The sequence below is a fragment of the Staphylococcus delphini genome (assembly GCF_900636325.1).
GTDB lineage: Bacteria > Bacillota > Bacilli > Staphylococcales > Staphylococcaceae > Staphylococcus > Staphylococcus delphini.
Genome location: NZ_LR134263.1, coordinates 2,541,279 through 2,565,941 on the forward strand (window position 1 = coordinate 2,541,279; position 24,663 = coordinate 2,565,941).

Here is a 24,663-nt window from a genome sequence, read left to right on the forward strand (position 1 = left end):
AAATATGCGTTCTCATCGAAACACACGATTCAATTATAAATAATATACAACAAACACTTAAAAATGTAGCCTGTAAAAAGCAAAATCTTTTCACTACCTTACTTTAACCCACGTCGCGCACAACAAAAAACAGCGGTGAAAATCTAAATAGACCTTCACCACTGCTCTACCTCATGACCTATGATTCTGTCGTTGCTTTATCCTCATCCAACTCAACTTCCGAGATGTCATATTGGAATGTTTCGCCATCATAATCGACAGTTACATTTTTACCTTCTAACTCTTTACCTTCTAAAATAAGCTCGCTTAAGTTATCTTCCACCGTTTTTTGGATGGCACGAATCAATGGACGCGCACCATACTCTGGATCATAACCTTCTTCGGCAATTTTATCTTTCGCCGCTTCTGTCACACGTACGTTAATGTTTTGTTCAGATAAACGACTTGTTAATTTACCAACCATCATCGTTACGATTTCTTTCAATTCGTCTTTATTGAGTTTATGGAAGACAATCGTATCATCTACACGGTTCAAGAATTCAGGACGGAAGGCATTTTTCAATTCTTTCATCATCGTTTTGCGAATTGTTTCGTAGTCTTGACCTTCTGCACTACCACCGAAACCAGCAAAACGTTGATCTTGAAGTTCTTGCGCGCCGACGTTAGATGTCATAATAATCACGGTATTTCTGAAATCTACACGACGCCCTTTCGTATCTGTTAAATGACCATCATCTAACACTTGTAAAAGAATGTTAAAGACGTCTGGATGTGCTTTTTCAATCTCATCAAATAAGATGACAGAATACGGTTTACGACGTACTTTTTCAGTCAATTGACCACCATCATCGTGACCGACATATCCAGGAGGCGCCCCTACAAGACGGCTCACTGCATGTTTCTCCATGAATTCACTCATATCGACACGAATCATTGCATCTTCTTCACCGAACATTGCTTCAGCTAATGCACGGGCAAGTTCTGTTTTACCGACACCTGTTGGCCCTAAGAAGATGAAGCTACCAATTGGACGTTTCGGATCTTTCAAGCCTGCACGCGCACGACGCACTGCTTTAGAAATCGCGGTCACGGCATCATTTTGACCGATGACACGTTCATGTAATGTGTCTTCTAAGTTGAGTAAACGCTCAGACTCAGTTTCATTCAAGCGTGTTAACGGAATACCTGTCCAACCTGCAATGACTTCGGCAATATCTTCAGCAACCAATGTTGTATGTTGACCGCCTTGATGGTTTTGCCATTCATTTTTCGCTTCTTCATATTGTTTTTCAAGTTTTGTTTGTTTATCACGTAAGTTTGCAGCATTTTCGAATTCTTGTGCGTGAACTGCTGCATCTTTTTCTTTTTTCACTTGCTCGATTTGTTGTTCGATTTCTTTTAAGTTTGAAGGCGTCGTATGGCTCTTCAAGCGCACTTTTGAACTTGCCTCGTCAATCAAGTCAATCGCTTTGTCTGGTAAGAAACGGTCTTGTACATAACGGTCACTTAATTTCGCCGCTGCTTCTACCGCTTCATCAGAAATGTTAATTCTGTGATGTGCTTCATAACGATCACGTAAGCCTTTTAAGATCGCAATCGTATCTTGTACACTTGGTTCGTCAACTTGAACAGGTTGGAAACGACGTTCAAGTGCTGCATCTTTTTCGATATGCTTACGGTATTCATCTAACGTTGTCGCACCGATACATTGCAATTCGCCACGTGCAAGCGCCGGTTTTAAAATGTTAGACGCATCAATCGCACCTTCTGCACCACCTGCACCGATGAGCGTATGCATTTCGTCGATGAACAAAATGACATTACCTGCATGATGAATCTCTTCCATCACTTTTTTCAAGCGTTCTTCAAATTCACCACGATATTTCGTACCTGCCACAACAGTCCCCATATCCAATGACATGACACGTTTACCTTTTAATGTTTCAGGCACTTCATTGTTCACAATCGCTTGCGCTAAACCTTCAGCAATCGCCGTTTTACCGACACCTGGTTCACCGATTAACACAGGATTATTTTTCGTACGACGGCTCAACACTTCAATGACACGTGTAATTTCAGCGTTACGTCCTACGACTGGATCCAATGTGCCATCTTTCGCAATCACTGTTAAGTCACGCGCTAAACCATCTAATGTTGGCGTATTATTTGATTTTGCAGCTTGAGCATTTTTGTTAGACATTTCTGGGCTACCTAACGCTTTGACCACTTGAGCACGCGCTTTTGTAATATTCAAGTCTAGATTCGCGAATACACGTGCGGCCACACCTTCATTTTCACGAATAAGCCCAAGTAAAATGTGCTCTGTTCCAACGAAATTGTGTTGTAACTTACGCGCTTCGTCCATAGACAGTTCGATGACTTTTTTCGCACGTGGTGTGTAATGTAACGCACCCATTTGCTCTTGACCGTGACCAATCAGTTTTTCAACCTCTTCAATCACTTTTTCTTCTGTAATGTCAAAGCTTTCTAATACTTTTGCAGCAATGCCTTCAGGTTCTTTCATTAACCCGAGTAATAAATGTTCCGTCCCAATATTCGAATGGTTTAAACGGATTGCTTCTTCTTGTGCATGCGCGAGTACACGTTGCGCGCGTTCTGTTAATCTTCCAAATAACATATGCCAACCTCCTATTTATATATATGTTCTTAAAATCTCTGCTCGTTTTGCTTCAATAGATTGTTCATCTGTCTCATCTATCAAAAATGGTGACTGTATCGCAACCATTAATTCATTAAATCGAAAATCTTCCATATCTAAAATGCCTAAATCGACGCCCAACTTAATATCACTTAAACGATAGGACGCTTCTTCCACCGAAATTAAACGACTATACTTCAATATACCCAAAGAACGATATATTCTATCTAAAGTTTCGGTATGATTGTGTTCGTTTAATCGTTCACGTAAAGCCAGTTCTTCGTGAATAATTTGATCTACTAATTCTGTTAAGGCATCAATAATTTCTTGCTCACTTTTTCCCAACGTCAGCTGATTTGAAACTTGGTAAATATGACCATAAACTTGTGAGCCTTCACCATAAATCCCTCGAATCGTAAAGCCAAAACGGTTGATCGTCTGCGCAATGCGGTTCATCCGTTTCATAATGGATAAACCCGGCAAATGCAACATGACACTCGCACGCATCCCTGTACCGACATTCGTTGGACACGTCGTTAAATAACCGAGTTGCTCGTCATAACTGATTTGTAACGTGCGATCTAATATATCATCAATGGCGGATGCTTTTTGATAAAGTTCATTTAATGACAAATCATTACCCATTGCTTGAATTCGAATATGATCCTCTTCATTCACCATCACACTTACCGACTCATCTTCATTTAACAATACTGCAGATGCCGGTTGTTTCGTCAACTCAGGACTGATTAAGTGTTTGGCTACTAGCTTATACTTACTCAATTGGTCGAGCTCGTCTAAGCGAAGTACTTTTAAATCTGTTAATACATCTTGCACTTCATTAATGACGCGATGTCCCTCAGCTTCAGATGGAAACATGAGTGGATGCACATAGTTTTCAAGGTTGCGTGCTAAACGAATACGCGAGGACATAATGACCGGTTGTGCATTCACCTTTTTCATCCAATCACTCATATGTTGGTCTAAATTATGCATCATCTTGTTGGGACACCTCGCTTTGTTGCTCAAGTGCTTGAATTTCATCACGGACAATCGCCGCTTCTTCAAAGGCTTGTTGCGCGACTAATAATTCAAGGCGTGCACGTTTTTCTTCCAGTTGCTTTTTCAGCGCACGTTTATGTTGTGATGACTTCGGACATTTCCCTGAATGTTCGATATGACCACCTTGGACACGTCTCACAATGTCATACACGTCTTCTTTAAATGTTTCGTAACATTGCGCGCAGCCGAATTTACCGACATGTGCAATATCCTTCAACGTCATTTGACAGTTCGGACAGCGTTTTTGCTCTCGATAAACAACTTGATCCACATTCAGACCATGTTTTGCTGCCAAATGTTGCAAAATTTGTTGGATAACGAATGTGCCTTCAACGTCATCACCTTCATGCCATTGTTCGTCAGATTGATCATAACCTGATTGATCGTAAGCTTGAATAGGATGAAATTCAAGGTGCTTGTTTTGCTGTTTATCAAGTTCACGTTTATCGATTTTCATTGCACATCACCCTTCTAATAATAATTAATTACGGGAAGTAACCGTTTTAAAATATTCGCACGGATAATATCTCTCGACGCGACATCCATTTTTAATGTTTCCCGGTCCACGACTGCCGCAATCATTTTTGCTTCTCGATCCGTAATTAATTGATTTTCACGCAAGCCGTCAATAATATACAAAGCTTGTTGTTGCGAAAGGGCCGGACCAATCAACTCCATTAAGCGTTTAATGTAATTGTTTTGGTCTTTCGTTTCAACTTTTGTGATTCGAATGTAGCCACCGCCACCGCGTTTACTTTCGATTTCATAGCCGTGTTCATTAGTAAAGCGCGTCTTAATGACATAATTCAACTGAGATGGTACACAATCAAAACGCTGTGCAATATTGGCACGTTGAATTTCAACAACATCATCTTGTGCCTCTTCAAACAATTGCTTAATGTACTGTTCTATGATGTCAGACATATTATGCATGGTATCACCCCTTTTGACCATCTTTGACTATATTATAGAACCCACTTTGACCTTTTTCAACCAATTTGATTTTAAATTTGATAAATAGTTATGTTACTGCTTACATTTTTGTTGTATGATAGTCTTAGTAAAAAATTAATTAGAAAAAATAGAGGTGGAACACGCATGCATATTTTAATTGGGGTCATCGGGATAGGTGTTTTCTTAGCCCTCGCTTTTATTGCAAGTTCTGACAAAAAGAATGTACGCTGGAAATACATTGGCATCATGTTAGTCATTCAATTGATCTTAGCGTTCTTCTTACTTAAAACGAACATTGGGATTACGATTGTTGGCGGTATTGCGAACGGATTTGGCTACTTGCTTAAACAAGCAGGCGTCGGTGTAAATTTCGTTTTCGGTGGTTTAGCGAATGAAGGTGCAATGTCATTCTTCTTAAACGTTTTATTACCTATCGTCTTCATTTCTGCGTTAATCGGTATTTTGCAATATACAAAAATCTTACCATTAATCATTAACGTGTTAGGTTTCTTAATCTCAAAAATTAATGGAATGGGCCGTTTAGAATCGTACAATGCCGTTGCAGCAGCGATTTTAGGTCAATCAGAAGTTTTCATTTCACTTAAAAAACAATTGCCTTACATTACGAAACAACGCTTATACACATTGACAGCATCAGCAATGTCAACAGTATCAGCATCGATCATCGGGGCATACTTTACATTAGTTGAACCGAAATATGTTGTAACAGCAGTCGTATTAAACTTATTAGGCGGTTTCATCATCGCTTCAATTATCAATCCATATAAAGTGAATGAAGAAGACGACAAATTATTAATTGAAGAAGAAAAGAAACAACAATCCTTCTTTGAAATGTTAGGGGAATACATTTTAGACGGATTTAAAGTTGCAGTGATTGTAGGTGCGATGTTAATCGGTTATATCGCCTTAATTTCATTACTCAATGGACTGGTTGGCGGTCTTGTAAGCTTCGTTTCTGGCGGTTCAGTAGACTGGAACTTCCAAACATTAATCGGCTTTATCTTTGCACCACTCGCATTCTTAACAGGGATTCCTTGGAGTGACGCAGTGGACGCAGGTTCAATTATGGCAACGAAATTATTATCCAACGAATTCGTAGCGATGACTGAACTCGGCAAAGCATCTGGTTTATCAGAACGTTCATTAGGTATCGTGTCGGTATTCTTAGTATCATTTGCCAACTTTAGCTCAATCGGCATCATCTCAGGTGCCATCAAATCATTAAACGACGAAAAAGGCGACATGGTAGCACGTTTCGGATTAAAATTATTATTCGGTGCAACACTCGTATCATTCGTATCAGCAGCAATCGCAGGGTTCTTCTTGTAAGCTGCACAAAGTATTGGGAAAGATAAACAAATATATCACATATAAAAGAGACCCAGTCATTACGGCTGAGTCTCTATTTTGTTGTGTCTTTTCAAATCATTTAAGTTGGGCGACAGGTTTAAATTGAATATTTAAGCGTCGTTTTCATTTCTTATTATGAAAGATTAGTTTTTTCGTTAATAAAAGGTAATCAAAAAACTCGGACTAGAGACTCTTTCACTAATCCGACAATAATATAATTTATATTTTAAATTTTAGTAGATTAATCACTACATGCATTATATAATTTAAACAAGTGACAATGATATTTTAATTTTTAGTAAATCATTCTAAAAATATTTTTATCAAATATGCAACAAATGAGGATTTTAGCTTTATTTAAATGACATCATCAATGCATACAGAATTAACGGACTGGTTTAATACAAATAAATCACAGAAAAGGAAGACATCAATGAAAAAATCATTTTTAAAATTCAGTTCAACATTTTTACTTTTAACAACTATCGGCATGACGGGTACTAATGCTACGAATGTTTTGGGCGTAGAAGAAGGAACGAAAAGCATGATTGAAGATATTCAAAATGACCCGCTCGCAAAGAGAACAGCAATCTTCCAAGGTCCAAAAGGTCTGCCGTGTACCACTACAATGTTGACTTCTAATTTTGGAATTACTGCTGCACATTGTGGTAATGGGTTTGAAGAAGGTTCTGTAGGTACCGTTTACCCCGCTGAATCAGGACTATTAACACCTTTTGGATCAATGTCCATAACACTTTTTAATCCATATGAAAACAAAGATGTCGCTTTTGTATATGGTCCAGATAGCGAAAAAAGTAAGGACTATATTCATTATCAAAGAGATTTCGCACAAACTGAAATAAAACTTCAAGGTTTCACAGATGAAGAACTAAAAGGTATGATAGGTAAAAAGGTATATTCATATGGATATCCATATAACTACCACGCTCATAAACAATATAGATTCACAGGAGAAATCACTTTCGCGAATAGTGATTTTATTAAAACAAACTTACCTGCATACGGTGGTCAATCCGGCTCCTCTGTATTTTTAGAAGATAATGACCAATTGGTTGGTATATTGGTCAAAGGAGGAGATGACGATAAAAATGCAATCTTGGAACCCATAACGAAAGATATTGCTCGGTGGTACAAAGGTAAAAAAGATATTTTAGAAAATCCTATTCAATAAATCCGTAATCTAAAGTGACACCTCACCATGTTTGTATGAAAACGTAATTGGGGGATTTATCCAATTCTTTATACACCCCATATCGTATTACAACAGTAAAGGCTAGGACCATTTTGAAAGTCCTAGCCTACTTTTTTATTTATTCCTACTGCTGCATCACATGCTCAATAAAATATTGTGTCATGCGATAATCATCTGTTAATTCTGGGTGGAACGATACGCCTAAATAGCGACCTTGCTGTACAGCGATGATTTTGTCATCAATTGTCCCTAATACATCAACGGCTGATTCTGTTGATTGAATATGTGGGGCACGAATAAAGACACCTTCAATCGGTTGGTCAATGCCTTTAATGTGTAGTTCAGACTCGAAACTATCCACTTGGCGCCCAAATGAATTACGCTCTACTGTAATATCTAACTTTTGTAGATAGCCTTCTTCCCCTACGATATCTTTCGCAAGGACAATTAAGCCTGCACACGTACCAAACATAGGTAATTCTGATGCACGTAACGCCTCTTTAAAACCGTAAAGATTCATGAGACGGCGTAAAGTTGTCGATTCACCACCAGGAATAATTAAGCCATCGATTTCTTCTAATTGTTCAACTTTTTTAATTGCGATACCTTCATGACCCGCAAGTTCAATATGACGGATATGTTCACGTACCGCACCTTGCAAAGCTAATACACCGATTTTCATCTTACCAACCACGCTCTTGCATACGTTCTTCTAATGAAAGTTGATTAATATCGATACCTTTCATTGCTGTACCTAATTTTTTCGCTAACTCACCAATTAATTTATAGTCTTGGTAATGTGTCGTCGCTTGTACAATCGCTTCAGCAAATGTTTCTGGGTCTTCAGATTTGAAAATACCTGAACCTACGAATACACCGTCAGCACCTAATTCCATCATTAATGCCGCATCTTGAGGTGTTGCCACGCCGCCTGCCGCAAAGTTCACGACTGGTAAACGACCATGTTTTTTAATGTCTTTTAAGATTTCATATGGCGCACCTAAGTTTTTCGCTTCTGTCATCAATTCGTCATCGCTCATCACAGTGATACGTTTCACTTCTTGATTCACTTGGCGCATATGACGTACAGCTTCTACGATATTCCCTGTACCTGGTTCACCTTTCGTACGTAACATCGCAGCACCTTCACCGATACGACGCGCTGCTTCACCTAAGTTACGGCAGCCACAAACGAATGGCACTGTATATTCATCTTTTTTCAAATGGAACACTTCATCTGCAGGTGTTAATACTTCAGACTCATCGATATAGTCCACACCCATGGCTTCTAATACACGCGCTTCTGTAATATGACCGATACGACATTTCGCCATGACCGGAATAGATACAGCATTCATCACTTCTTCTACAATAGATGGATTACATGCACGCGCCACGCCACCTGCTGCACGAATATCAGATGGGACACGTTCAAGTGCCATGACTGCAACCGCACCTGCTTCTTCCGCAATTTTCGCTTGTTCTGCATTCACAACGTCCATAATGACGCCGCCTTTTTGCATTTCTGCCATTCCTCGTTTAACACGTTCTGATCCGACTTGTTTAGACATAGGTGATGAAACCCCCTTTTATTATTTACACAAGTAGCTTATACTATTATCTGAACCGCTTAAAGTGTCAGAATTACAAAATATTAAGGGGTCAGATTGGAGGGTGTGAGATGGAAATGCTGATGTTTGACATTAATCAACGCGCAGATCAGCCGATTTATATTCAACTTTACGATAATATTAAACAAAGTATTATCAACGGACGTATGCATGAAGGAGAAAAATTGCCTTCTAAACGTCAGCTGAGTCAATATTTGTCAGTCAGTCAAACCACAGTGGAAAATGCCTACGCACAACTCGTGGATGAGGGTTATATTTACAGTCAACCCAAGTCTGGTTTCTTTGTGAGTGACATCGAAACACTGCCATTGACTAACAAGGCACCGCTAGCCGCATTTCATTCACAGCAAAACATAACGCCCGAACCCGCTTATGCGTTTAACTTAGGCATGATAGATCAAGCACACTTTCCTTTCGATCAATTTCGAAAATATGCGAAAGAAGCGTTTGAAGAATTACAATTTCATCTCGTTGAACCAGGGCATAAGCAAGGAGATGATGCTTTACGTGCACAAATCAGTCGTTATCTATTCCATAGTCGCGGTGTACAATCCACGCCCGAACAAGTGATTGTCGCTTCGTCTACAGAACAGTTATTGTCTATCATTACAGACTTACTTCCAGGACAAAAAGAGATGATGCTAGAAGACCCTATTTACCCTCAAGTTCATCAAGTATTAAAACGTAAACACATTCCTTATCGTTTTGTGCCCGTTGAAAAAGATGGGATTGCAATGAATACGATTGAAAATGCGTCACAACACATCGTTTACATTACGCCGAGTCATCAATTTCCAACAGGTGTCACCATGAGCCTCAAAAAGCGAATGCGTTTACTGAAATGGGCTAGTGCAGACCCTCAACGCTTTATTATTGAAGACGACTATGATTCAGAATTTCGTTATGAAGGAAAACCTATTCCAGCACTTCAAAGTTTAGACCAAACGGGTAGTGTCATTTATGTGAGTACATTTTCAAAATCAATTTCTCCAACAATTCGAGTTGCTTATGCTGTACTACCTGAGTCCTTAATCCAACATTATCAAACAATCGAAAATATTGAAGGTGGCACGGTACCTCGACATACACAATATATCGTGTCTCAGTTTATGGAAACCAATCAATTCGAACGTCACCTAAATCGTATGAGAAAAATTTATCGTCATAAGCGAGATAGGATTTTACAACCACTCAAACAACATCCAGCACTTTTTGATATATCAGGAGAAAAAACGGGAATGCATTTTATTCTTACAATTAAAAATGGATGGAGCGAGGCACAATGCATCAAACAGCTAAAACACTATGACATTAATATGATACCGCTGTCTCACTATCTTTATGAAACCCAACAAGTACAACCTCAATTTGTGGTCGGCTTTGGTGGTATTCATGAATCTGAAATTGAAGCGCATGTCCAACAATTAATTGCGTGCTTTCAACATGAGATAACCTCATAAAAAAGCATGCTGAGTGTTATTCAAAATCTCATACACTCAGCATGCTTTTATTGTCTATATTTTCACCAGACGTTAATCATTATCACGTAATAAGTTGGGATTTTTCACATATTGATAGTCATACAGCGCTATTTCTTGCAGTTGCATGAGTGAGCGTCTTAATTGGGCATATCGTGCCATCTCAGGCAAATCAATCATCTGTTTTGCCCTTTGTCCTCGCTCAAAAAGTTTTGCCACATTTTCAAAGGCCAATAAGTATTGAGCTATCGCTGTCCCATCAATCGAAGGACGTTTCGGGTCTTCAATGGCCTGCAATAATTTAAAGTTCATTTGTTCGAGGATAAACATAGCTGGATAAAAATATTGTATTCTTTTTTTATTAGATGTCAACTCTCCATAAGCAAAACGATACATCGCTTCCATATTTTCGATATTGATTTTGAGTCGCAAACGATCATGATGTTTAAATGCTTGGATATCATAACGCGTTTCCGAAAATAAGCAATGGAATATTTGTGCTTCAATACGCATCACTTCAGCCATAATTTCTGGCAAACGTTTAGAAGCAAGGCGACTCCCAATCAACATCACACCAGCAATCGTAATCACAATACCAATTGTTGTATCCATCACTCGTGTCATCGCAATAACAGCAGACAAATTCCCTTGTGCAAGTCCGCCCAATAAAATCACTTGCATTGAAATGGCAATCATTGCTAATGCATAGTTTGCGCCGATAATCATCTCTGTAACCGCACCACTCAAACACAAAACGGCAACCACCATCACAATATTAGGGTCAAATAATAAAAACAATGCCGCAATGGTCACCCCAACCGTCGTACCAATCCATCTTGCACCAGCACGTTCAATATTTGCCACAGTTGTGCCCCCTATTAACACGGTATGCGCACTTAGGGGAATCCAATAGGCACGCTCAAAATCAAAAATAAGCGCAACAAAAATTGAAACACCTAAAATTAAAGTATACTTCGCTGTAGATATAAAGTTCATCGATTCAGGTGTTAAGTGATAACGTAATCTTTTCCAATACTGTGGAGATTGCATAATCATTTGCTTTTCAACTTGCTCACGGGGCATACCAATCACTTCATCAACCTTATACATTGCATTTACTAAATTTTCAAATTCAGGTGCAACATGAACCGGCTTTTTCCATACTTCCGAGGGCGCAGCAAAATCATGCACACGTCCAGTCACATAACTCGCCATTTCCACAATTATCGCCGGAATGGGACGCTGACCTTTCGCATTCAACTCTAATAATTCAGAGTAAATACCTTCTGCAATACGATGCAACAACATTAAGCGTTGCGCATCACTTGATCTTTTAATAACTTTAGAATGTGAGGTCTTTAATATTTCAGAAGTCGCCATCAAAATTTGAACTGTATCTTTCGCCATATCACTAAATTTCGCTTGCTCATTATAAGATTCAACCATTTTTTGTACACTTTTAAAGGATTGAACAACAGCAGTATATTCAGGTCGAACAGGCCTTACTTTAATATCAATAAAGACAAACAAAATTGCGAATAATCCCCCTACTGCAACAACGAGACCTCTATGTAAAAATGCACTAGGATCGATAGGCATTACACTCGATAAACTGAATGCAATAATAAAGAACGTTGATGAAGGACCAGGAATATTTAAAGTAACAAAAATATAGTGTGGTACGACTGCTACAATCAGTAAACAAATTCCAAATAGGAGTGTGTGACCCGCAGTTAAAGTCCCAAACATCATCGTTAAAACTAATGCGATGGATGCAAAAGTCACAGATCTTAAACGCGATATTGCAGTTCCTTTAAAAACATATATGTTTGCAAACGTTCCGATTGTTGCAAGTAAAGCATTCGCAAAATCATTAAATATTAAGCCATATAAGAGTGGAATCAGCATCAGAACAAACTGCCTCAAACCTCGATGAAGATCGATTTTTCGTTGATCTAACTCAAATAAGCTTTTAAAATACTTAAACATGAACATCACCTTAATTTCTATAATCTTTAATCCGTTCAATTTATTCGACATCATTATAACATCTGCTTTATTAAAGAGGGGGATGGTCTATCGACATCTAATTGCATATCAGGTAGAAGTCAAATCAGCGTTGGCACCATCACAAAATTCCAAATCAAAATCAAGACAAAAAAAAGAGACTTTACAGTCTCTATCGGCTCATCGCATCCTATGCGTTAAAATTCTGCTTGGCAACGTCCTACTCTCGCGGAACGTAAGTCCGACTACCATCGGCGCTAAAGAGCTTAACTTCTGTGTTCGGCATGGGAACAGGTGTGACCTCTTTGCCATAGTCACCAAACAAAAATATGATGAATGTTATACATTCAAAACTAGATAGTAAGTATATTTATCACAAGCATTACCTTATGAACAATTATTTTGATTAAGTCTTCGATCGATTAGTATTCGTCAGCTCCACGTATCGCTACGCTTCCACCTCGAACCTATTCACCTCATCATCTTTGAGGGATCTTATAACCGAAGTTGGGAAATCTCATCTCGAGGGGGGCTTCATGCTTAGATGCTTTCAGCACTTATCCCGTCCATACATAGCTACCCAGCTATGCCGTTGGCACGACAACTGGTACACCAGAGGTATGTCCATCCCGGTCCTCTCGTACTAAGGACAGCTCCTCTCAAATTTCCTACGCCCACGACGGATAGGGACCGAACTGTCTCACGACGTTCTGAACCCAGCTCGCGTACCGCTTTAATGGGCGAACAGCCCAACCCTTGGGACCGACTACAGCCCCAGGATGCGATGAGCCGACATCGAGGTGCCAAACCTCCCCGTCGATGTGAACTCTTGGGGGAGATAAGCCTGTTATCCCCGGGGTAGCTTTTATCCGTTGAGCGATGGCCCTTCCATGCGGAACCACCGGATCACTAAGTCCGTCTTTCGACCCTGCTCGACTTGTAGGTCTCGCAGTCAAGCTCCCTTATGCCTTTACACTCTATGAATGATTTCCAACCATTCTGAGGGAACCTTTGAGCGCCTCCGTTACTCTTTAGGAGGCGACCGCCCCAGTCAAACTGCCCGCCTGACACTGTCTCCCAGCACGATAAGTGCTGCGGGTTAGAAATCCAATACAATTAGGGTAGTATCCCACCAATGCCTCCACGTAAGCTAGCGCTCACGCTTCTAAGGCTCCTACCTATCCTGTACAAACTGTACCGAATTTCAATATCAGGCTACAGTAAAGCTCCACGGGGTCTTTCCGTCCTGTCGCGGGTAACCGGCATCTTCACCGGTACTATGATTTCACCGAGTCTCTCGTTGAGACAGTGCCCAAATCGTTACGCCTTTCGTGCGGGTCGGAACTTACCCGACAAGGAATTTCGCTACCTTAGGACCGTTATAGTTACGGCCGCCGTTTACTGGGGCTTCGATTCGTAGCTTCGCTTGCGCTAACCACTCCTCTTAACCTTCCAGCACCGGGCAGGCGTCAGCCCCTATACGTCACCTTACGGTTTAGCAGAGACCTGTGTTTTTGATAAACAGTCGCTTGGGCCTATTCACTGCGGCTCTTCAGAGCGTGAACCCCAAAGAGCACCCCTTCTCCCGAAGTTACGGGGTCATTTTGCCGAGTTCCTTAACGAGAGTTCGCTCGCTCACCTTAGAATTCTCATCTTGACTACCTGTGTCGGTTTGCGGTACGGGCACCGTTATTCTAGCTAGAGGCTTTTCTCGGCAGTGTGAAATCAACGACTCGAGGAACAAGTTCCTCTCCCCATCACAGCTCAATCTTAAGAGTGCCGGATTTGCCTAACACTCAATCTCACTGCTTGGACGTGCACTCCAACAGCACGCTTCGCCTATCCTACTGCGTCCCCCCATCGCTTAAAACGAATAATGGTGGTACAGGAATATCAACCTGTTATCCATCGCCTACGCCTGTCGGCCTCAGCTTAGGACCCGACTAACCCAGAGCGGACGAGCCTTCCTCTGGAAACCTTAGTCAATCGGTGGACGGGATTCTCACCCGTCTTTCGCTACTCACACCGGCATTCTCACTTCTAAGCGCTCCACATGTCCTTGCGATCATGCTTCAACGCCCTTAGAACGCTCTCCTACCATTGTCCAAAGGACAATCCACAGCTTCGGTAATATGTTTAGCCCCGGTACATTTTCGGCGCAGTGTCACTCGACTAGTGAGCTATTACGCACTCTTTAAATGATGGCTGCTTCTAAGCCAACATCCTAGTTGTCTGGGCAACGCCACATCCTTTTCCACTTAACATATATTTTGGGACCTTAGCTGGTGGTCTGGGCTGTTTCCCTTTCGAATATGGACCTTATCACCCACATTCTGACTCCCAAGTTAAATTATTTGGCATTCGGAGTTTGTCTGAATTCGGTAACCCGAGAGGGGCCCCTCGTCCAAACAGTGCTCTACCTCCAATAATCATCACTTGAGGCTAGCCCTAAAGCTATTTCGGAGAGAACCAGCTATCTCCAAGTTCGATTGGAATTTCTCCGCTACCCTCAGTTCATCCGCTCACTTTTCAACGTAAGTCGGTTCGGTCCTCCATTCAGTGTTACCTGAACTTCAACCTGACCAAGGGTAGATCACCTGGTTTCGGGTCTACGACCAAATACTCATTCGCCCTATTCAGACTCGCTTTCGCTACGGCTCCACATTTTCTGCTTAACCTTGCATCAGATCGTAACTCGCCGGTTCATTCTACAAAAGGCACGCCATCACCCATTAACGGGCTCTGACTACTTGTAAGCACACGGTTTCAAGTTCTCTTTCACTCCCCTTCCGGGGTACTTTTCACCTTTCCCTCACGGTACTGGTTCACTATCGGTCACTAGAGAGTATTTAGCCTTAGGAGATGGTCCTCCCAGATTCCGACGGAATTTCACGTGCTCCGTCGTACTCAGGATCCACTCAAGAGAGAATTTGTTTTCGACTACAGGATTATTACCTTCTATGATTAACCTTTCCAGGTTATTCGTCTAACAAATTCTTTTGTAACTCCGTACAGAGTGTCCTACAACCCCAATAAGCAAGCTTATTGGTTTGGGCTCTTCCCGTTTCGCTCGCCGCTACTCAGGGAATCGATTTTTCTTTCTCTTCCTCCGGGTACTAAGATGTTTCAGTTCTCCGGGTCTGCCTTCTTGCATGCTATGTATTCACATGCAGATAACACGACATAACTCGTGCTGGGTTTCCCCATTCGGAAATCTCTGGATCAAAGCTTACTTACAGCTCCCCAAAGCATATCGTCGTTAGTAACGTCCTTCATCGGCTTCTAGTGCCAAGGCATCCACCGTGCGCCCTTAATAACTTAATCTAAACGTTATGATAAGCGTTCGCATTCTGCCTTATTTCTTTCTTCGCTTGTTCATTTACGGAAAGTAAACTTCACTGCGCGCATCAAGAAATGCGTTGACTGACAAACGCTTTCATCAACGTTTGGTCAATCCATAAATACGTCACCTATCACAATAATATTTTGGCAAACGTTCGCATTCGGCTTCATCACTTCACATTCACTCAGTTACTTACGCGTAGTAAGCGCCTTCGCTCATGCTTGCGATTCATAGACTGACAAACGTTTTCAAAACATCATGTCTGTCTACCGAAATACAATCTTGTCCAAAATCACCAGTTATTAATTATGTGAGTCGTCATTTGACGACTAGCGATAATTTTTTGTTTCAAGCTTTTAAACGCTTGTCACTCGGTTTTGCTTGGTAAAATCTATACTTACTTATCTAGTTTTCAATGTACAATTTCAAATGGTGGGCCTAAGTGGACTCGAACCACCGACCTCACGCTTATCAGGCGTGCGCTCTAACCAGCTGAGCTATAGGCCCATTTGAATTTTGAATCCTCAAATGAATGAGCATTCAAAACTGAATACAATATGTCACGTTAATCCGCTTATCACCTAATGGTGATATTCCGTATATTATCCTTAGAAAGGAGGTGATCCAGCCGCACCTTCCGATACGGCTACCTTGTTACGACTTCACCCCAATCATTTGTCCCACCTTCGACGGCTAGCTCCAAAATGGTTACTCCACCGGCTTCGGGTGTTACAAACTCTCGTGGTGTGACGGGCGGTGTGTACAAGACCCGGGAACGTATTCACCGTAGCATGCTGATCTACGATTACTAGCGATTCCAGCTTCATGTAGTCGAGTTGCAGACTACAATCCGAACTGAGAACAACTTTATGGGATTTGCTTGACCTCGCGGTTTCGCTGCCCTTTGTATTGTCCATTGTAGCACGTGTGTAGCCCAAATCATAAGGGGCATGATGATTTGACGTCATCCCCACCTTCCTCCGGTTTGTCACCGGCAGTCAACTTAGAGTGCCCAACTTAATGATGGCAACTAAGTTCAAGGGTTGCGCTCGTTGCGGGACTTAACCCAACATCTCACGACACGAGCTGACGACAACCATGCACCACCTGTCACTTTGTCCTCCGAAGAGGAAAGCTCTATCTCTAGAGTTGTCAAAGGATGTCAAGATTTGGTAAGGTTCTTCGCGTTGCTTCGAATTAAACCACATGCTCCACCGCTTGTGCGGGTCCCCGTCAATTCCTTTGAGTTTCAGTCTTGCGACCGTACTCCCCAGGCGGAGTGCTTAATGCGTTAGCTGCAGCACTAAGGGGCGGAAACCCCCTAACACTTAGCACTCATCGTTTACGGCGTGGACTACCAGGGTATCTAATCCTGTTTGATCCCCACGCTTTCGCACATCAGCGTCAGTTGCAGACCAGAAAGCCGCCTTCGCCACTGGTGTTCCTCCATATCTCTGCGCATTTCACCGCTACACATGGAATTCCACTTTCCTCTTCTGCACTCAAGTTTTCCAGTTTCCAATGACCCTCCACGGTTGAGCCGTGGGCTTTCACATCAGACTTAAAAAACCGCCTACGCGCGCTTTACGCCCAATAATTCCGGATAACGCTTGCCACCTACGTATTACCGCGGCTGCTGGCACGTAGTTAGCCGTGGCTTTCTGGTTAGGTACCGTCAAGATGTGCACAGTTACTTACACATTTGTTCTTCCCTAACAACAGAGCTTTACGATCCGAAGACCTTCATCACTCACGCGGCGTTGCTCCGTCAGGCTTTCGCCCATTGCGGAAGATTCCCTACTGCTGCCTCCCGTAGGAGTCTGGACCGTGTCTCAGTTCCAGTGTGGCCGATCACCCTCTCAGGTCGGCTACGTATCGTCGCCTTGGTAGGCCGTTACCCCACCAACTAGCTAATACGGCGCGGGTCCATCTATAAGTGACAGCAAGACCGTCTTTCACTGTAGAACCATGCGGTTCAACATGTTATCCGGCATTAGCCCCGGTTTCCCGGAGTTATTCCAGTCTTATAGGTAGGTTACCCACGTGTTACTCACCCGTCCGCCGCTAACGTCAAAGGAGCAAGCTCCTTATCTGTTCGCTCGACTTGCATGTATTAGGCACGCCGCCAGCGTTCATCCTGAGCCAGGATCAAACTCTCCATAAAAGAAGTAAGCTTGATGTAGCTCGTTGATTGTTTAAGTCAATCACTCTTGAAAGTACTTTTGAAGTACTCAAATTATCGGAATTAACGTTGACATATTGTCATTCAGTTTTCAATGTTCATGTCATTTCTTTTTGACTCGACAAGAGATAATTATACAGTGCTCTTGTTAAAAAGTCAACAACTTTTATTGTTTTTTCTAATTTTTCCAAGAAAAAATGACCAACTGGCCATGATAAAAGTTTTGCTTGGCAACGTCCTACTCTCGCGGAACGTAAGTCCGACTACCATCGGCGCTAAAGAGCTTAACTTCTGTGTTCGGCATGGGAACAGGTGTGACCTCTTTGCCATAGTCACCAAACAAAAATATGATGAATGTTATACATTCAAAACTAGATAGTAAGTATATTTATCACAAGCATTACCTTATGAACAATTATTTTGATTAAGTCTTCGATCGATTAGTATTCGTCAGCTCCACGTATCGCTACGCTTCCACCTCGAACCTATTCACCTCATCATCTTTGAGGGATCTTATAACCGAAGTTGGGAAATCTCATCTCGAGGGGGGCTTCATGCTTAGATGCTTTCAGCACTTATCCCGTCCATACATAGCTACCCAGCTATGCCGTTGGCACGACAACTGGTACACCAGAGGTATGTCCATCCCGGTCCTCTCGTACTAAGGACAGCTCCTCTCAAATTTCCTACGCCCACGACGGATAGGGACCGAACTGTCTCACGACGTTCTGAACCCAGCTCGCGTACCGCTTTAATGGGCGAACAGCCCAACCCTTGGGACCGACTACAGCCCCAGGATGCGATGAGCCGACATCGAGGTGCCAAACCTCCCCGTCGATGTGAACTCTTGGGGGAGATAAGCCTGTTATCCCCGGGGTAGCTTTTATCCGTTGAGCGATGGCCCTTCCATGCGGAACCACCGGATCACTAAGTCCGTCTTTCGACCCTGCTCGACTTGTAGGTCTCGCAGTCAAGCTCCCTTATGCCTTTACACTCTATGAATGATTTCCAACCATTCTGAGGGAACCTTTGAGCGCCTCCGTTACTCTTTAGGAGGCGACCGCCCCAGTCAAACTGCCCGCCTGACACTGTCTCCCAGCACGATAAGTGCTGCGGGTTAGAAATCCAATACAATTAGGGTAGTATCCCACCAATGCCTCCACGTAAGCTAGCGCTCACGCTTCTAAGGCTCCTACCTATCCTGTACAAACTGTACCGAATTTCAATATCAGGCTACAGTAAAGCTCCACGGGGTCTTTCCGTCCTGTCGCGGGTAACCGGCATCTTCACCGGTACTATGATTTCACCGAGTCTCTCGTTGAGACAGTGCCCAAATCGTTACGCCTTTCGTGCGGGTCGGAACTTACCCGACAAGGAATTTCGCTACCTTAGGACCGTTATAGTTACGGCCGCCGTTTACTGGGGCTTCGATTCGTAGCTTCGCTTGCGCTAACCACTCCTCTTAACCTTCCAGCACCGGGCAGGCGTCAGCCCCTATACGTCACCTTACGGTTTAGCAGAGACCTGTGTTTTTGATAAACAGTCGCTTGGGCCTATTCACTGCGGCTCTTCAGAGCGTGAACCCCAAAGAGCACCCCTTCTCCCGAAGTTACGGGGTCATTTTGCCGAGTTCCTTAACGAGAGTTCGCTCGCTCACCTTAGAATTCTCATCTTGACTACCTGTGTCGGTTTGCGGTACGGGCACCGTTATTCTAGCTAGAGGCTTTTCTCGGCAGTGTGAAATCAACGACTCGAGGAACAAGTTCCTCTCCCCATCACAGCTCAATCTTAAGAGTGCCGGATTTGCCTAACACTCAATCTCACTGCTTGGACGTGCACTCCAACAGCACGCTTCGCCTATCCTACTGCGTCCCCCCATCGCTTAAAACGAATAATGGTGGTACAGGAATATCAACCTGTTATCCATCGCCTACGCCTGTCGGCCTCAGCTTAGGACCCGACTAACCCAGAGCGGACGAGCCTTCCTCTGGAAACCTTAGTCAATCGGTGGACGGGATTCTCACCCGTCTTTCGCTACTCACACCGGCATTCTCACTTCTAAGCGCTCCACATGTCCTTGCGATCATGCTTCAACGCCCTTAGAACGCTCTCCTACCATTGTCCAAAGGACAATCCACAGCTTCGGTAATATGTTTAGCCCCGGTACATTTTCGGCGCAGTGTCACTCGACTAGTGAGCTATTACGCACTCTTTAAATGATGGCTGCTTCTAAGCCAACATCCTAGTTGTCTGGGCAACGCCACATCCTTTTCCACTTAACATATATTTTGGGACCTTAGCTGGTGGTCTGGGCTGTTTCCCTTTCGAATATGGACCTTATCACCCACATTCTGACTCCCAAGTTAAATTATTTGGCATTCGGAGTTTGTCTGAATTCGGTAACCCGAGAGGGGCCCCTCGTCCAAACAGTGCTCTACCTCCAATAATCATCACTTGAGGCTAGCCCTAAAGCTATTTCGGAGAGAACCAGCTATCTCCAAGTTCGATTGGAATTTCTCCGCTACCCTCAGTTCATCCGCTCACTTTTCAACGTAAGTCGGTTCGGTCCTCCATTCAGTGTTACCTGAACTTCAACCTGACCAAGGGTAGATCACCTGGTTTCGGGTCTACGACCAAATACTCATTCGCCCTATTCAGACTCGCTTTCGCTACGGCTCCACATTTTCTGCTTAACCTTGCATCAGATCGTAACTCGCCGGTTCATTCTACAAAAGGCACGCCATCACCCATTAACGGGCTCTGACTACTTGTAAGCACACGGTTTCAAGTTCTCTTTCACTCCCCTTCCGGGGTACTTTTCACCTTTCCCTCACGGTACTGGTTCACTATCGGTCACTAGAGAGTATTTAGCCTTAGGAGATGGTCCTCCCAGATTCCGACGGAATTTCACGTGCTCCGTCGTACTCAGGATCCACTCAAGAGAGAATTTGTTTTCGACTACAGGATTATTACCTTCTATGATTAACCTTTCCAGGTTATTCGTCTAACAAATTCTTTTGTAACTCCGTACAGAGTGTCCTACAACCCCAATAAGCAAGCTTATTGGTTTGGGCTCTTCCCGTTTCGCTCGCCGCTACTCAGGGAATCGATTTTTCTTTCTCTTCCTCCGGGTACTAAGATGTTTCAGTTCTCCGGGTCTGCCTTCTTGCATGCTATGTATTCACATGCAGATAACACGACATAACTCGTGCTGGGTTTCCCCATTCGGAAATCTCTGGATCAAAGCTTACTTACAGCTCCCCAAAGCATATCGTCGTTAGTAACGTCCTTCATCGGCTTCTAGTGCCAAGGCATCCACCGTGCGCCCTTAATAACTTAATCTAAACGTTATGATAAGCGTTCGCATTCTGCCTTATTTCTTTCTTCGCTTGTTCATTTACGGAAAGTAAACTTCACTGCGCGCATCAAGAAATGCGTTGACTGACAAACGCTTTCATCAACGTTTGGTCAATCCATAAATACGTCACCTATCACAATAATATTTTGGCAAACGTTCGCATTCGGCTTCATCACTTCACATTCACTCAGTTACTTACGCGTAGTAAGCGCCTTCGCTCATGCTTGCGATTCATAGACTGACAAACGTTTTCAAAACATCATGTCTGTCTACCGAAATACAATCTTGTCCAAAATCACCAGTTATTAATTATGTGAGTCGTCATTTGACGACTAGCGATAATTTTTTGTTTCAAGCTTTTAAACGCTTGTCACTCGGTTTTGCTTGGTAAAATCTATACTTACTTATCTAGTTTTCAATGTACAAATCATTCTGAATCCTCAAATGAATGAGCATTCAAAACTGAATACAATATGTCACGTTAATCCGCTTATCACCTAATGGTGATATTCCGTATATTATCCTTAGAAAGGAGGTGATCCAGCCGCACCTTCCGATACGGCTACCTTGTTACGACTTCACCCCAATCATTTGTCCCACCTTCGACGGCTAGCTCCAAAATGGTTACTCCACCGGCTTCGGGTGTTACAAACTCTCGTGGTGTGACGGGCGGTGTGTACAAGACCCGGGAACGTATTCACCGTAGCATGCTGATCTACGATTACTAGCGATTCCAGCTTCATGTAGTCGAGTTGCAGACTACAATCCGAACTGAGAACAACTTTATGGGATTTGCTTGACCTCGCGGTTTCGCTGCCCTTTGTATTGTCCATTGTAGCACGTGTGTAGCCCAAATCATAAGGGGCATGATGATTTGACGTCATCCCCACCTTCCTCCGGTTTGTCACCGGCAGTCAACTTAGAGTGCCCAACTTAATGATGGCAACTAAGTTCAAGGGTTGCGCTCGTTGCGGGACTTAACCCAACATCTCACGACACGAGCTGACGACAACCATGCACCACCTGTCACTTTGTCCTCCGAAGAGGAAAGCTCTATCTCTAGAGTTGTCAAAGGATGTCAAGATTTGGTAAGGTTCTTCGCGTTGCTTCGAATTAAACCACATGCTCCACCGCTTGTGCGGGTCCCCGTCAATTCCTTTGAGTTTCAGTCTTGCGACCGTACTCCCCAGGCGGAGTGCTTAATGCGTTAGCTGCAGCACTAAGGGGCGGAAACCCCCTAACACTTAGCACTCATCGTTTACGGCGTGGACTACCAGGGTATCTAATCCTGTTTGATCCCCACGCTTTCGCACATCAGCGTCAGTTGCAGACCAGAAAGCCGCCTTCGCCACTGGTGTTCCTCCATATCTCTGCGCATTTCACCGCTACACATGGAATTCCACTTTCCTCTTCTGCACTCAAGTTTTCCAGTTTCCAATGACCCTCCACGGTTGAGCCGTGGGCTTTCACATCAGACTTAAAAAACCGCCTACGCGCGCTTTACGCCCAATAATTCCGGATAACGCTTGCCACCTACGTATTACCGCGGCTGCTGGCACGTAGTTAGCCGTGGCTTTCTGGTTAGGTACCGTCAAGATGTGCACAGTTACTTACACATTTGTTCTTCCCTAACAACAGAGCTTTACGATCCGAAGACCTTCATCACTCACGCGGCGTTGCTCCGTCAGGCTTTCGCCCATTGCGGAAGATTCCCTACTGCTGCCTCCCGTAGGAGTCTGGACCGTGTCTCAGTTCCAGTGTGGCCGATCACCCTCTCAGGTCGGCTACGTATCGTCGCCTTGGTAGGCCGTTACCCCACCAACTAGCTAATACGGCGCGGGTCCATCTATAAGTGACAGCAAGACCGTCTTTCACTGTAGAACCATGCGGTTCAACATGTTATCCGGCATTAGCCCCGGTTTCCCGGAGTTATTCCAGTCTTATAGGTAGGTTACCCACGTGTTACTCACCCGTCCGCCGCTAACGTCAAAGGAGCAAGCTCCTTATCTGTTCGCTCGACTTGCATGTATTAGGCACGCCGCCAGCGTTCATCCTGAGCCAGGATCAAACTCTCCATAAAAGAAGTAAGCTTGATATAGCTCATTGATTGTTTAAGTCAATCACTCTTGAAAGTACTTTTGAAGTACTCAAATTATCGGAATTAACGTTGACATATTGTCATTCAGTTTTCAATGTTCATTTCAAAAATATAATGGTGGAGACTAGCGGGATCGAACCGCTGACCTCCTGCGTGCAAAGCAGGCGCTCTCCCAGCTGAGCTAAGCCCCCATGTTATTTTACAGAAGTCGGGAAGACAGGATTTGAACCTGCGACCCCTTGGTCCCAAACCAAGTGCTCTACCAAGCTGAGCTACTTCCCGTTATTAAGATGGCGCGCCCGATAGGAGTCGAACCCATAACCTTTTGATCCGTAGTCAAACGCTCTATCCAATTGAGCTACGGGCGCATGATTAAAGATGGTGCCGAGGACCGGAATCGAACCGGTACGGTGATCTCTCACCGCAGGATTTTAAGTCCTGTGCGTCTGCCAGTTCCGCCACCCCGGCAAAAATAATGGAGCAGAAGACGGGATTCGAACCCGCGACCCCGACCTTGGCAAGGTCGTATTCTACCGCTGAACTACTTCTGCTCAATAGTATTCGAATGATGAGCCATAGAGGATTCGAACCTCTGACCCTCTGATTAAAAGTCAGATGCTCTACCAACTGAGCTAATGGCTCATAAAATGGTGCCGGCCAGAGGACTTGAACCCCCAACCTACTGATTACAAGTCAGTTGCTCTACCAATTGAGCTAGGCCGGCAATGGTGGAGAATGACGGGATCGAACCGCCGACCCTCTGCTTGTAAGGCAGATGCTCTCCCAGCTGAGCTAATTCTCCATATGTAATGCCTGGCAACGTCCTACTCTCGCGGAACGTAAGTCCGACTACCATCGGCGCTAAAGAGCTTAACTTCTGTGTTCGGCATGGGAACAGGTGTGACCTCTTTGCCATTGTCACCAGACAATAATTATTTTATTAAGTAGCTCATCGGCTACCTTTTTATAATACATGTTTTGCAAATACTTTTCAATAGTTAATTTTACACTTTGTTTAAGTTTTTTACAAACATTTTAAATTTGGTTTGCCGTTCAATTTGACGACTTTTATATAATACTTAATTATCATTTTAAAGTCAACACTTTTTATCACCTTTTTTAAAAATAAATTTAAGATGGTTTACACAACCCCTTCGATACCCCACCACCTGTGGAACCAACCAAGCTTCACCATATCCATTCTCCATACATCATAGTATTCTCTTGCCTACGCATTGCAATATGAAATGCCCCTATCGTTCATCCATTTCTCCTTTACTGAAATTAAAAAAACGCCTGTACACTGA

Annotated in this window: 10 protein-coding genes, 9 tRNA genes and 7 rRNA genes; 3 read left to right on the forward strand and 23 right to left on the reverse strand. The window is 43.2% G+C overall.

Annotation, left to right across the window (positions count from 1 at the left end; translation table 11 throughout):
* Window positions 1–178: 178 nt before the first annotated feature.
* The 4 genes from EL101_RS11990 to EL101_RS12005 are packed head-to-tail and all read right to left on the reverse strand — an operon-like array spanning window position 179 to window position 4,654.
* Entirely contained in the window at window positions 179–2,638 is a 2,460-nt protein-coding gene (locus EL101_RS11990) for an ATP-dependent Clp protease ATP-binding subunit (RefSeq protein WP_019166690.1), read from the reverse strand.
* Between the two features lie 15 nt (window positions 2,639–2,653).
* Window positions 2,654–3,658, reverse strand: a complete 1,005-nt coding sequence (locus EL101_RS11995; protein ID WP_019166691.1) for a protein arginine kinase — start codon at window positions 3,656–3,658, stop codon at window positions 2,654–2,656.
* On the reverse strand, window positions 3,648–4,178 hold the full coding sequence (locus tag EL101_RS12000) for a UvrB/UvrC motif-containing protein (RefSeq protein ID WP_014614778.1): 531 nt from the start codon (window positions 4,176–4,178) through the stop codon (window positions 3,648–3,650). Before EL101_RS12000 ends, EL101_RS11995 begins: the two co-directional genes overlap by 11 nt.
* Window positions 4,179–4,192: 14 nt before the next feature.
* Window positions 4,193–4,654: a CtsR family transcriptional regulator gene (locus EL101_RS12005; RefSeq protein ID WP_014614779.1), complete on the reverse strand. Its 462-nt coding sequence runs from the start codon at window positions 4,652–4,654 to the stop codon at window positions 4,193–4,195.
* Between the two features lie 165 nt (window positions 4,655–4,819).
* Between EL101_RS12005 and EL101_RS12010 the strand changes: the two genes are divergently transcribed.
* Window positions 4,820–6,025: a NupC/NupG family nucleoside CNT transporter gene (locus tag EL101_RS12010; protein WP_096597818.1), complete on the forward strand. Its 1,206-nt coding sequence runs from the start codon at window positions 4,820–4,822 to the stop codon at window positions 6,023–6,025.
* A 454-nt stretch (window positions 6,026–6,479) separates the two neighbouring features.
* Window positions 6,480–7,238, forward strand: a complete 759-nt coding sequence (locus EL101_RS12015; protein WP_096597820.1) for a trypsin-like serine peptidase — start codon at window positions 6,480–6,482, stop codon at window positions 7,236–7,238.
* Between the two features lie 145 nt (window positions 7,239–7,383).
* Here EL101_RS12015 and pdxT read toward each other — a convergent pair whose 3' ends face one another.
* Both pdxT and pdxS read right to left on the reverse strand, forming a co-directional pair.
* Window positions 7,384–7,941, reverse strand: coding sequence for a pyridoxal 5'-phosphate synthase glutaminase subunit PdxT (gene pdxT, locus EL101_RS12020; RefSeq protein ID WP_096597822.1), 558 nt, complete (start codon window positions 7,939–7,941; stop codon window positions 7,384–7,386).
* A 1-nt stretch (window position 7,942) separates the two neighbouring features.
* Window positions 7,943–8,830 carry a pyridoxal 5'-phosphate synthase lyase subunit PdxS gene (gene pdxS, locus EL101_RS12025; RefSeq protein ID WP_096597824.1) on the reverse strand — a complete coding sequence of 296 codons (888 nt, stop codon included), beginning with the start codon at window positions 8,828–8,830 and terminating at the stop codon, window positions 7,943–7,945.
* 110 nt (window positions 8,831–8,940) lie between these two features.
* Between pdxS and pdxR the strand changes: the two genes are divergently transcribed.
* Window positions 8,941–10,350: a MocR-like pyridoxine biosynthesis transcription factor PdxR gene (gene pdxR / locus EL101_RS12030; protein ID WP_096597826.1), complete on the forward strand. Its 1,410-nt coding sequence runs from the start codon at window positions 8,941–8,943 to the stop codon at window positions 10,348–10,350.
* Between the two features lie 72 nt (window positions 10,351–10,422).
* On the opposite strand, the gene EL101_RS12035 is transcribed toward pdxR, so the two are convergent.
* The 17 genes from EL101_RS12035 to rrf (EL101_RS12115) form a co-directional block, all read right to left on the reverse strand.
* The gene (locus tag EL101_RS12035; RefSeq protein WP_241971467.1) at window positions 10,423–12,276 is read right to left on the reverse strand and encodes an FUSC family protein; all 1,854 of its coding nucleotides are present in this window, start codon (window positions 12,274–12,276) and stop codon (window positions 10,423–10,425) included.
* 306 nt (window positions 12,277–12,582) lie between these two features.
* Window positions 12,583–12,697 (reverse strand): 5S ribosomal RNA (gene rrf / locus EL101_RS12040).
* A gap of 80 nt (window positions 12,698–12,777) precedes the next feature.
* Window positions 12,778–15,699: ribosomal RNA gene (locus EL101_RS12045) — 23S ribosomal RNA — on the reverse strand.
* Window positions 15,700–16,148: 449 nt separating this feature from the next.
* Window positions 16,149–16,225: transfer RNA gene (locus EL101_RS12050), tRNA-Ile, on the reverse strand.
* 105 nt (window positions 16,226–16,330) lie between these two features.
* Window positions 16,331–17,882, reverse strand: a 16S ribosomal RNA gene (locus EL101_RS12055).
* Between the two features lie 243 nt (window positions 17,883–18,125).
* A 5S ribosomal RNA gene (rrf, locus tag EL101_RS12060) occupies window positions 18,126–18,240 on the reverse strand.
* Between the two features lie 80 nt (window positions 18,241–18,320).
* Window positions 18,321–21,242: ribosomal RNA gene (locus tag EL101_RS12065) — 23S ribosomal RNA — on the reverse strand.
* Between the two features lie 544 nt (window positions 21,243–21,786).
* Window positions 21,787–23,338 (reverse strand): 16S ribosomal RNA (locus EL101_RS12070).
* 133 nt (window positions 23,339–23,471) lie between these two features.
* Window positions 23,472–23,547, reverse strand: a tRNA-Ala gene (locus tag EL101_RS12075).
* Between the two features lie 17 nt (window positions 23,548–23,564).
* Window positions 23,565–23,638: transfer RNA gene (locus EL101_RS12080), tRNA-Pro, on the reverse strand.
* Window positions 23,639–23,647: 9 nt separating this feature from the next.
* Window positions 23,648–23,724: transfer RNA gene (locus tag EL101_RS12085), tRNA-Arg, on the reverse strand.
* Window positions 23,725–23,735: 11 nt separating this feature from the next.
* Window positions 23,736–23,824, reverse strand: a tRNA-Leu gene (locus tag EL101_RS12090).
* A gap of 8 nt (window positions 23,825–23,832) precedes the next feature.
* Window positions 23,833–23,907 (reverse strand) — tRNA-Gly (locus EL101_RS12095).
* A gap of 18 nt (window positions 23,908–23,925) precedes the next feature.
* Window positions 23,926–23,998 (reverse strand) — tRNA-Lys (locus tag EL101_RS12100).
* A 6-nt stretch (window positions 23,999–24,004) separates the two neighbouring features.
* Window positions 24,005–24,080, reverse strand: a tRNA-Thr gene (locus EL101_RS12105).
* A gap of 2 nt (window positions 24,081–24,082) precedes the next feature.
* Window positions 24,083–24,158 (reverse strand) — tRNA-Val (locus tag EL101_RS12110).
* Window positions 24,159–24,167: 9 nt separating this feature from the next.
* Window positions 24,168–24,282, reverse strand: a 5S ribosomal RNA gene (gene rrf, locus EL101_RS12115).
* The 16S, 23S and 5S rRNA genes sit together here with 9 tRNA genes alongside, the layout of an rRNA operon.
* Window positions 24,283–24,663: the final 381 nt, after the last annotated feature.